The 7,421-nt window shown below is 48.9% G+C and carries 6 protein-coding genes; 4 read left to right on the forward strand and 2 right to left on the reverse strand.

Going from position 1 to position 7,421, the window contains the following annotated elements:
* Positions 1-309: 309 nt before the first annotated feature.
* Together FPZ61_RS15105 and FPZ61_RS15110 are read right to left on the reverse strand one after the other, a co-directional pair.
* Positions 310-1,236: a DUF5672 family protein gene (locus FPZ61_RS15105; RefSeq protein WP_185467441.1), complete on the reverse strand. Its 927-nt coding sequence runs from the start codon at positions 1,234-1,236 to the stop codon at positions 310-312.
* A complete protein-coding gene (locus FPZ61_RS15110) occupies positions 1,233-1,763 on the reverse strand; it encodes a GNAT family N-acetyltransferase (protein ID WP_185467442.1) in 531 nt (176 codons plus the stop codon). The genes FPZ61_RS15105 and FPZ61_RS15110 overlap by 4 nt, the downstream gene beginning before the upstream one ends.
* A gap of 411 nt (positions 1,764-2,174) precedes the next feature.
* Here FPZ61_RS15110 and FPZ61_RS15115 point away from each other — a divergent pair, with 411 nt between their 5' ends.
* Genes FPZ61_RS15115 through FPZ61_RS15130 form a run of 4 tightly spaced genes read left to right on the forward strand, consistent with a single transcriptional unit; the run spans position 2,175 to position 6,794 of the window.
* Positions 2,175-4,196: a glycosyltransferase family 4 protein gene (locus FPZ61_RS15115; RefSeq protein WP_185467443.1), complete on the forward strand. Its 2,022-nt coding sequence runs from the start codon at positions 2,175-2,177 to the stop codon at positions 4,194-4,196.
* On the forward strand, positions 4,196-4,939 hold the full coding sequence (locus tag FPZ61_RS15120) for a DUF707 domain-containing protein (protein WP_185467444.1): 744 nt from the start codon (positions 4,196-4,198) through the stop codon (positions 4,937-4,939). Before FPZ61_RS15115 ends, FPZ61_RS15120 begins: the two co-directional genes overlap by 1 nt.
* Before the next feature lie 2 nt (positions 4,940-4,941).
* Positions 4,942-5,928: a glycosyltransferase family 2 protein gene (locus tag FPZ61_RS15125; RefSeq protein ID WP_185467445.1), complete on the forward strand. Its 987-nt coding sequence runs from the start codon at positions 4,942-4,944 to the stop codon at positions 5,926-5,928.
* A gap of 26 nt (positions 5,929-5,954) precedes the next feature.
* A complete protein-coding gene (locus FPZ61_RS15130) occupies positions 5,955-6,794 on the forward strand; it encodes a glycosyltransferase family 2 protein (protein ID WP_185467446.1) in 840 nt (279 codons plus the stop codon).
* Positions 6,795-7,421 lie beyond the last annotated feature (627 nt).

Consider the following 7,421-nt stretch of genomic DNA (forward strand, 5'->3'; position numbering starts at 1 on the left):
ATGGAAGCGGCCAGTCCCCAATCATGGTGAGATCAGGCTCATTCCAGCCCGATCTGCGCTGAAATAGTCCAAGCCGAACAATTGGCGGACCGCGACTGACTATGCGGAAGTATTGTCCAGAGCTTCCCTAGCCCTCGGGAAACAAGGAAAAATGGAGTTATTGCGCCCCCTAGTGCAGAAGCCCAAGCCCCAAAAGGCTCATATTCGTCTCATTGACGAGAATAAGACAGGCGTCCTCCGAATTGAGCGACTTGATCAGAGTTTCCTTGAAAAATATTGCCTGACTATTGAAAAGCAGGGCTGCCTTGGCTAAAGTCTTGATGCAGCCGTCAGGGCCATCACATGCTTGAGGTGGCGTTCATAAAGCTCAGCCACCTCCGCCGCCGCCAGATAGCGCCAGGCCGCATGGGCTCCAGCACTGGGACGGTAGGCGGTTTCACAGCTGAAGCGCTCCAGCACCGCCGGAGGGGGAGGGTCCGGGTCATGCCGGGCCAGGTGGCGGGCAAAGAAAATATCCTCAGGCTCCTCCGGGGGAGAGCCGCCCGCTTCAGCCTTGCAGATCTGAAGCATGAGCTGCCGATCCCGCACCGAGAGGCCACCGTTGCCGTTGCTGAGGCCCTCAGGCACAGTGTCGCAGAAGCGGCGGGTGAGCCAGACGGAGGACAGCGGCTCCAATGAGTGGTCGTAGCGAGGAAACTCCTGGCTGATGAAGCGGCCCTTCGCCCAGGGAGAACCCACATAGTTGTAATCAAACACCGCTGGATCAGGCGGCTCAATGAGCAGAGTGTCCGCCTGAAAGATCAGCAGCTTGGCCGCCGAGAGCTGCTGCCAGAAGGCCGCCGACTTGAGCAGCTGATTATAAATCAGCCAGTTGAGGCGATCAGCCTTACCCACCCGCAGTCCCACCACCTTCACCCAGGGCCCGAGGTCGGCCACCAGGGCAAGGCTTCGCTCCAGAGAAGCCAACGCCGTGTAGAGCGTCACCCCCCAACGACGGCGACCCATCAACAACGTGTTGAGCACTGTCATCCGCAGCAACGGCGTGGGTCGATCGTCGACAATCACGGCGCGCAGGTCAGGATCCCGAGGACCCTCCGACCAGACCCCGTTGCCGCTGGCCAGACCCAGGGCCCAGGGCTCCAGATGGCTCGTGAGCACAAGGCCGCAATGGGCCTGGAACATGGCGATGCGATAGGCCTCCAATTGCTGTGCAGGCCCTGGCGACGATCCACTCATGGCCTCAGGGGCGGATCGCCGCAGCTGGCCGTGGAGCAGCATTGGCCTGGACCGGAGTCGGGGGAGGCAGTGTCACGGAGCTTCACGAGCAGCGCCTGAGGGGCGGCGTCGGCGAAGCCCATCTGGTGATAGAACCCGGCGCTGTTCGTGGTCATCAGGTAGACTCGTTCGGCAGAGCGCACAGCCGGCATGGCCAGCAGGGCTTCCACCACCCGGCGGCCCAGGCCCCGCCCCTGCAGGTCGCCGGCCACCACCACGTCCCAGAGCACGGCACGGCAGAGGCCATCACTGGTGGCCCGACCAAAGCCCACCAGGCGCTTGCCGCGCCAAAGGCTCACCACCGCCTCGCTGCCTGCCAGGAGGCGGCGCAGCTGGCGGCGACTGCGACCACGGGCCCAGAAGGCATGTTTGTTGAGCAGGTTCTGCAGCTTGAGCAGGCCGCGGCTCGGGCGCAGGTCCGGCCCCAGCCCGAAGCAGCGCAGACCTGGGGCACCTGGTGCGTGCTGGATCAGCCGGATCGAGACCATCGCTCAAGTGCCCTGGGTCCATCCTCCCAGCGAACCGTCGCCATGGTCCACTGAAGGTGGCCTCCTGACAGGGAGGCCGAACAAAATCCAATCGGCTCACTGGTTAGAGCAGGGAGGAAAGGGGCCGAAAGCAAGCCTACGAACGCTCTTCCTTCCCAGCAAGAGCATCGCTGCTAAAGTCAGAATCTGTTGAGAACAGTTGCTGGGCTCACACCCCTACAGCAACAATGAACTATGGTTTCAATTGTCAGAAGCTTGGCTAACGACGCGAAAGAAGGCCAAGACATCGTCAATTGTATCGTCATATGCGACGGGACAGAGTCGGTGCCATCGATACATTCTCCCAGGCAAAGACTAAACGAAGTTCGAATACATACTTTGGGCTCAGATGAGCAGCATATCCGCAAGTCCTTGGCGTCAGTTCCCACAAGCTGGGCACAAATCAGCTTCGCCAACCTCAAAGGCTTTGCCTTTCGCGCCCAAGCCAAGACGGCTGAAACGCTTACGCGTCTAACAGCAGCCGGGGGCACTATACTCATAGTGACAGAATCAGAACAATACAAAAGTCTGTTAGCGCGTCACGCCTTTCTAGAGAATTACTCATCATTTGGACTAGAGTTTTTCCAGTCTGGGACAATTCTGGCAACATTCACAAAGGTGAGCCGATCTCCCGAGCAGCCAGCACTTCCCACTATCGATACTTCAGATACGAGGATCAGCTACGATTTGCATACATTACTTCCCTTCATCAATTCGGCCTGGCTTCACCAACGTCCCAATCCAACCTCAAATGATTCGAGCTGGGATAGCCAAAAACAATCGGCACGAGCGAGCGCTGAAAGCGAGATCCAAGCTCTACAGAATTTAGCCGATCAAAAAATCAACGAATATCAACAGAGAGAAGTCTACCTACTCAAAGAGAATGAAGAGGCAAGAGGCTCCATCGAGGATTTACACGCGAAGCTAGCCGAGATGACGGCAAGCTTTCTCAGCATGCAAAAATCTTTGCATGATATCATCAAGTCTCGTGCATGGAAAGCAACTGAATGGCCGCGAAGAGCTATCGATGCAGCAAAGCTGGCCAAACATCGCTTAGCAGCCAAAAGGAGCTTCACATCGCAGGCAGCTGACCAGAAATCAGCCGCCAATAACATCAATGTTTCTACTTTTGACTATCTTTCGATTCCAGTTCAATCACCTCCAGTTAACACGACCAAGGAGACGCTCAAGAAAAGCACAACAGAATCCAGCTATCTAAATCCAATTTGGACTGGAACTTTTCTTGATATTGATGACAACTCAACAAATTCTGGCCGTCAGAGGTGCAAGCGAATTTTATTCATTGATTGGCGGCTGCCAGAGCCTGACAAAGATTCCGGATCCTGCAGAATGCATGAGATCTTAAAAATTGCAACGTCGACTGGAAAACCAGTTGACTTTGCAGGGAATGAGAATTCTGCAGAGCAAAAATATCTTGACATCATGCTTGAACTTGGTATCCATCCCATTCTCGGCAGAGAAAGCATTGTTCGTCATCTGAGAAAGTTCGGCTCTCAATACTCAGTCATTATTATTTGTCGACCCGAACCAGCCGCTTACTACGCACCGCTGGCCCGCTGTTACTGCCCGCAAGCTCGTCTTGTTTTTGATACAGTCGATCTTCACTTCCTAAGATATTATCGAGCCCAGGCTCTCGCTGAAGATAACTCAGAAGAAAAACAACAATTTGCAACGCTTCATTTGCGGCATTTTGCCACCGAGAAGTTTCTCGCCGAAGTCTGTGATTCCACGATTGTAGTCACGGATGAAGAAAAAGTATTGCTTTCTGAATTCATTGACCCATCAAGGATTGAGGTCATACCCAACATTCATTCTATTCCATTGCAAGATGAGATCCCTGGCTTCCAGGATAGGCAGGGACTATTATTTATTGGGGGCTTTGACCATGCGCCAAACGCTGACGCAGTCATCTATTTCAGCGAACAGATTTTACCACTAGTCAAAAAGATTCTTCCTGATATTATTCTTTATATCGTTGGCAGCAATATGAAAGATAATATCGCAAAGCTGAGTAGCGACAACATCAAACCCATCGGCTATGTAGAAGACTTAACTACTATTTATAACCAGGTAAGGGCCTTCATAGCTCCGCTCCGATACGGAGCTGGCTTGAAGGGGAAGGTGGGTCAAAGCATGAGCTATGGGGTCCCTGTTGTCGGAACTTCTGTGGCCTTTGAGGGATTCGGAGTGATAGATCGAAAACAGGGTTTGATCGCAAATTCACCAGAAGAATTTGCTGCTGCTGTGGTAGAAGTTTATTCTCACCCAGAACTGTGGCAAACAATTTCGGAAGACGGACAGAAGTTAGTTGAATCCAGATTTTCGAGCAACTCAGCTCAAACAGTAATCGATAGAGTTATTGGTGACGATTGATGACTAACGATTTGATTATGCCTCAATCTCGCGGAAATGTCCTCGTCGTTGGCGTTTATTTAGCGGACAAACCTAATCTTGCAGCTCCATTAACTCAGTCTCTCCTGCAATCTGAACAATGGACTGTTCAATGCCAATGGGCTCGCCTTGGCAGCCAGCTAGCGGAGGCTCCCTTGGCAAACCAGACAAGACTTAATATCAGTCAACGGATGGACAAGTACGTCGTGATCAATCTGCTTCTTGCTGAAATAGATTGCTCACATTTTGATTATATCTTTATTGTAGACGATGACATTACTGTTCCCGATCACTTCATTGATTCTTATTTAGAAATTGTCTCCAAAAGAGATTTTTCCTTATCGCAACCTGCGAGAACGCATTCGAGTTTTATTGATCACTATTTTGTCGCCCAATTGATTGGTATTGAGTCAAGACTTACGAATTTTGTCGAGATTGGCCCAATCGTCTGTTTTCACCGTAGTTCTTACTCAGTTTTGCTGCCGCTCGATGAAGAGGCTCCAATGGGTTGGGGTTTAGATTTTATTTGGCCTGTTCAAATGAACCATAATGGTCTCAGAATGGGTATTGTTGATCAGTTTCCGGTGGAGCATTCGTTCAGGAAGCCAGTTCAGTACTATGATTATGCCGATTCTGATTATCGAATGAAGAAGTACTTTGAATCGCGAGACCACCTCTCATACGAGCAGTCGTTCATCACATTTGAATCATTCCCGCTGACTTGATTATGATCATAGCAGCAACTCCTCTGATTACGGCTATCGTAACAACCTATAATCGGCCAAAGCTATGCACGAAAGCAATCCTTAGCCTGGCCTGCCAAACTCTTGCTCAAGACGATTACGAAATTATAGTTGTTGATGATGGGTCAAACCCGGAAACGCATCAACTTCTTGGATTATTAAAGCCAGTTGTTGATTTTAAGTACGTTTTTCAGCCCAATTCTGGCCTAGCCTCAGCTAAGAATCATGGCCTTTTTCATGCTTCCGCTCCAATAGTGCTTTTTCTCGATGATGACGATTTATCAAGCCCAAACTTGCTTGAACAGCATCTGATTGCACATGCACGCTATCCTGATCAGAATATATCAATACTGAGTCATACATATCTATCCAAAGAGTTAGCCAATGACCCGTTAATGGATTTCGTAACTACAAATGGTGCTCACTTATTTTCCTTTGAATTTATCTCGGCAGAGCTTCTAGATTATACCTATTTTTGGGGAGGAAGAACCTCCTGCAAGCGCAAGTATCTTCTTTCTCATGGAGTTTTTAATCCAGTTTTTAAGTTTGGTTTTGAAGATATTGAACTTGGTTATCGTCTTAATAAAGCTGGGCTGCATGTCGTCTACTGGAGAATGGCGACAAATACAATGATTCGAAAAATCAGTCTTGACAGCTTTCTCCAACGTTGCTATAAACAAGGACAGTCGGCCTCGACCTTTCTTTCGCTTTATCCAGAAGATAAAGTCTTGCCAAGACAACTTCAGATGGAACATGCGGATATTGAATGGCCAAAGATTAATCAGAATATCGATTCAATAGTTGCCGCCTGCTCACAGCTAGATACTATGGTTAGAACTTTTCCAACCGGCCCTAACTTGCTGGACAACCAATCTTATCTTCAGTGTTTACATTATTCGTATTATCGAGCTTTCCGCGCCAAGATCCTTGAGGGATTTATTGATTCCAAGTCAAAAGCTTTGGATCATTAAGACGTAGCTCTCTAGGATCGAATAAAATGCCATTCGCTATCTTTGCTGATTGCCATCCCTGGACTATCGCCACAACCAAAGCCTATGAGAAGCAACATAACACTACTATTTCCGTGATTATTAGCTTGTATAACTATGACAACTATATTTTATCTTGCATCCAAAGTGTTGTCGAGGCAATCAGGTTTGATTCCTCCTTGTCGATTGAAATTATGATCGTTAATGATGCATCTTCGGATAATTCATTAGACATCGTCAAGTCATTTTTAGATTGCAATCAGGATATTGCCCTTATCCTTATAGATAAAACTTCTAATTCTGGCTTATCACATACGAGAAACTTGGGCATTCGCCTGGCTCGTGGTCGATCAATATTTATTTTAGATGCCGATAACACCATAGAGCCGAGCTGCCTTTCGAAATTATATCATTTCCTCGAGATAACACAAGCAGCTTCCGTTTATTGCAGAATAGCAAAATACGATGGTGAAACGAATGCGTTCATTGGATACATATCTGATCAAGAATTTAGTCTTAACAGGCTACTAAGATCTAATTATATAGATGCAATGGCACTATTCAAGCGATCAGCATTCTTCGATATCGGTTTCTACGATGTTGAGATGGTACATGGCTGGGAAGATTATGATGTGTGGCTTTCATTGGCCTTGAGTGACCAAAAGGTTGAATACTATCCTGAAACCCTAGCCTACTATCGCGTTCATCCGGATTCAATGCTTACCAAGCTAAACGAACATGCTTTATCCATATCCCGCTATCTTTACCATAAACATCATTTATTGCTACCCGAGATCAATCCCCATAGCATTCTTTTCGGGCATTCCAGTCAACTTGTTATTGAGTAATCATTAATCATGCTTGGGGTGGGCCAAGATTGGCTCCATGATATCAATAAATCGATAATGGCTCTGTTTACGATGCTGCTGGATTGCGATTGGCCCAGGAAGAAGATTGCCAAATGCTTATTGCGTGCTTGGGGACTCCTGAAAAAGCCAGATCGACTGCAGCACAACTGGTCTCAGTGATCAAAAGGCGGTAAACTGGCCTTGGCCAGAGCAATCGACGATTCCTACAACTGCTGCTTTCTGCAGATGTACCGGAAACACCATAACGGGCAGCTATCAATCGAGGAGTTTCATGTGGTGGCGTCCCTTCGCGTGGTGTAAATCCCTAGGCCCGATTGCCCTGATTTGAGAGTGAGCAGGGGTGAATGACGGGCTGTCATCCGCGAAGTGCATATGCACCTCGTTGTTTCACGATGAATCCAGACGATTGACTTGTCAAGTCATTCGTCTGGATTGCCTGCACGGCGACGATTAGGTAGGCGGGTCCGCGCAACTACATAGGGCCTCCTGAGAAAGGCCAAACCGCTTGCACCGCAGTGGATCTGATCAGTTTTAGACGGTAGAATGTACGCAAATCGGCTCATTACTGCCGAAAAGCTGCCCAGAGTTTTCCACATGTATCGACGC

This window comes from Synechococcus sp. BSA11S (assembly GCF_014224355.1).
Taxonomy (GTDB): Bacteria; Cyanobacteriota; Cyanobacteriia; order PCC-6307; family Cyanobiaceae; genus Regnicoccus_A.

Excerpts from the sequence above, each read along its gene's own strand:
- FPZ61_RS15120 (WP_185467444.1), top strand. The coding sequence starts at position 4,196 with ATGACTAACGATTTGATTATGCCTCAATCTCGCGGAAATGTCCTCGTC.
- FPZ61_RS15125 (WP_185467445.1), top strand. The coding sequence starts at position 4,942 with ATGATCATAGCAGCAACTCCTCTGATTACGGCTATCGTAACAACCTAT.
- FPZ61_RS15110 (WP_185467442.1), bottom strand. The coding sequence starts at position 1,763 with ATGGTCTCGATCCGGCTGATCCAGCACGCACCAGGTGCCCCAGGTCTG.
- FPZ61_RS15105 (WP_185467441.1), bottom strand. The coding sequence starts at position 1,236 with ATGAGTGGATCGTCGCCAGGGCCTGCACAGCAATTGGAGGCCTATCGC.
- FPZ61_RS15130 (WP_185467446.1), top strand. The coding sequence starts at position 5,955 with ATGCCATTCGCTATCTTTGCTGATTGCCATCCCTGGACTATCGCCACA.